This is a genomic window from Bifidobacterium sp. POST2/T3 (B1) (assembly GCF_058197115.1).
Genome location: NZ_JBVPQK010000404.1, coordinates 1 through 2,320, shown reverse-complemented (window position 1 = coordinate 2,320; position 2,320 = coordinate 1). Strand labels below are relative to the sequence as shown.

Here is a 2,320-nt window from a genome sequence, read left to right as displayed (position 1 = left end):
CAGGCCGGGCTTCTAGGCGATGAGGATTGGCGGCATCAGGAAGAAGAGATAGGCCGCCGCTCATCGGTCAATATGATCTGGGCGCAGGCGCAGGCCACTGACGGTCGGCGTGGTGCCATCGGTTACCACAATGCGCTGCCTTGGCATCTGAGCGAGGATATGCAGCACTTCAAGGAGCTGACCGTATCCCATCCTGTCATCATGGGGCGGCGGACCTGGGTCTCCATGGGGGAGCGACCCCTGCCCAAGAGGGACAACATCATTCTATCCAGTGACCCAGGGTTCCATGCGCCAGGCGCCACTGTGGTATCTGCGGCCGACGATGCTCTGGAACTGGCCAGACAGGAAGCCATTCCTGATGATGGGATGGATCGTAGCGAAATCTGGATCATCGGCGGCGCAGGGGTCTTCAGCACCTTCTTTCCGCTGGCTGATGCGGCCTATGTGACCGACCTGGACCTGCAGACTCCAGCTGATGTCTTTGTGCCTGATATGGAGGAGCTGGTCAGCAAGCGGTTCTGGCAGGTGCGCGACGAGAGCCGTTGGATGACCCCTGCCAAACCAGCCCAGGCGGATGCCATCCGGCGCTTCCGGTACATCACCTATGGGAAGGTGCGTTGATGGCCCAGGATTCAGAAGGAAAGGCTTCACGGGGCCCTTACAACGTCATGACCGTCTGCACCGGCAACATCTGCCGGTCACCCATGGCTGAGATCATCCTGCGTAGGTTCTTCCAAGATCGCGGTCTGGATGAAGACCAGGTCAGGGTGGAATCCAGCGGGGTCAGTGACGAAGAGTTCGGCAACCCCATAGATCGGCGCGCTCAGAAGGTTCTGCGCGAGCGGGGCTATGAGGTGCCGGCTGACCACTTCGCCCACCGGATCACCCGGGAGGAGGCTGAAGACGCGGACCTGCTCCTGCCCATGACGGCCGACCATATGCGCGCCCTGCTGCGTCTGTTGCCATCAGGCAAGCGATCTGCTGTGCACCTGTACCGCAGCTTCGATCCGGATCTGCCCAAGCCAGCGCCGGGCCGGGAAAGCCAAATCGATCTGGTGGACCCTTGGTATGGCGGCCCACATGAGTTCGAGGTGGCCATCGATCAGATTGAGCACACCGCGCCCTACATCGTCGACTGGGTGGTGCGTCAGCTGTCCTGAATGCGCGAGCGGTTGATGACTGTAAATAACAATTAGGCCCCTGGTTTCCTTATGAATCTTAGAGGTTTGCTGGCTGGTGACCCCGAGCGGGATCGAACCGTCTAGATAATGAGACTTGTCGAGGTTTGTTTGCAAATGTGGTGGGTAAATGCCGGGGATTTGTAAATAGTCAGTCTCGCATTTTCTGATGCGGTGGGAGTGAGGCATGTCATTTTGAATTTGGAAAGGCCGGGAAGCGCTCCTCCGCTTGCTGCGATTACTCCACCACTTATTGCATCTGTGGCATTGCTGTGGGAGTGGCCTGGGGACAATCCCCTGGTTTCCATAGGTTATTTCACTACCCCGGAGGGTCTCCAGGCCTTGGGGCTAGGTTATCACGTGCTCTTGGTCTGGTGGGTGCGAGGCGTTACGGGTGTGACGTGCATGGGCAGGCTGTAGAGCTTGCGTTCGGCTTGTTCAGCGGGGTTCGCCGGTGGCGGTACCGGGCGTTTGCACAGATCGGGCCTGTTCGATCCCTGTCGTCGTAGGCTGTCTGTCCTCGGTGAAGGCCTCGAAGTCTTCGTGGTAGTCATGCATCGGCCTGCAATCCGGACTAGCAGAATGGACCTGCAGGCCTGCTTAAGTTGAGTGTTGGCCGTTTCCAGCTGCCCGGTCGGCCCGGCTCCGAGCCCATACCGGTCGAGCGCGAGGAGGTGCTGGTGAAATGCGGTTTCGTGGATCGGTTTAGGTCTCTGGTCGGGGCGGGTTGGCGCATGGGGGAGGTCTGCTGACTGAAGTGGTCAGTCGTAGGCTTCGACACCGGCAACGATAGGGATGTGCAGGATAGCCAAGTATGTGGGGGGCGTGGAGCAGTTCTTCAGGGATTCGACAAGATGCACAGCAACCCGAGCATGACACAGGATTTGTGCATGCAGCGCAACCTGTACAGCAGCAGGGCCGCTGAGGAGCTCCAATGCCTTGTTTGGGGATGCCCTGGGATGATGGTGAATATGCTGGGTAAGCGCTGGGGTCGGTTCTGAAAATCGAAAAGGCCAAGAAAACAGAAACCCCTCAGGCCCGCCGTTCCAGCGAGGGGGGATTTTATGGTGGCTCCGAGCGGGATCGAACCGTTGACCTAGCGATTTTCAGTCGCTCGCTCTACCAACTGAGCTACAGAGCCA

General features: G+C 59.0%; 2 protein-coding genes and 1 tRNA gene. 2 read left to right on the top strand and 1 reads right to left on the bottom strand.

What is annotated here, in order from left to right:
* On the top strand, window positions 1–621 hold a 621-nt coding region (locus AC0AP0_RS12160; RefSeq protein WP_490430663.1), incomplete at its 5' end, for a dihydrofolate reductase.
* Window positions 621–1,160 (top strand): low molecular weight protein-tyrosine-phosphatase, encoded by a 540-nt coding sequence (locus AC0AP0_RS12155; RefSeq protein ID WP_463603575.1) that lies wholly within the window; start codon window positions 621–623, stop codon window positions 1,158–1,160. The genes AC0AP0_RS12160 and AC0AP0_RS12155, both read left to right, overlap by 1 nt.
* 1,083 nt (window positions 1,161–2,243) lie before the next feature.
* On the opposite strand, the gene AC0AP0_RS12150 is transcribed toward AC0AP0_RS12155, so the two are convergent.
* Window positions 2,244–2,319: transfer RNA gene (locus tag AC0AP0_RS12150), tRNA-Phe, on the bottom strand.
* Window position 2,320 lies beyond the last annotated feature (1 nt).

Excerpts from the sequence above, each read along its gene's own strand:
- AC0AP0_RS12155 (WP_463603575.1), top strand. The coding sequence starts at position 621 with ATGGCCCAGGATTCAGAAGGAAAGGCTTCACGGGGCCCTTACAACGTC.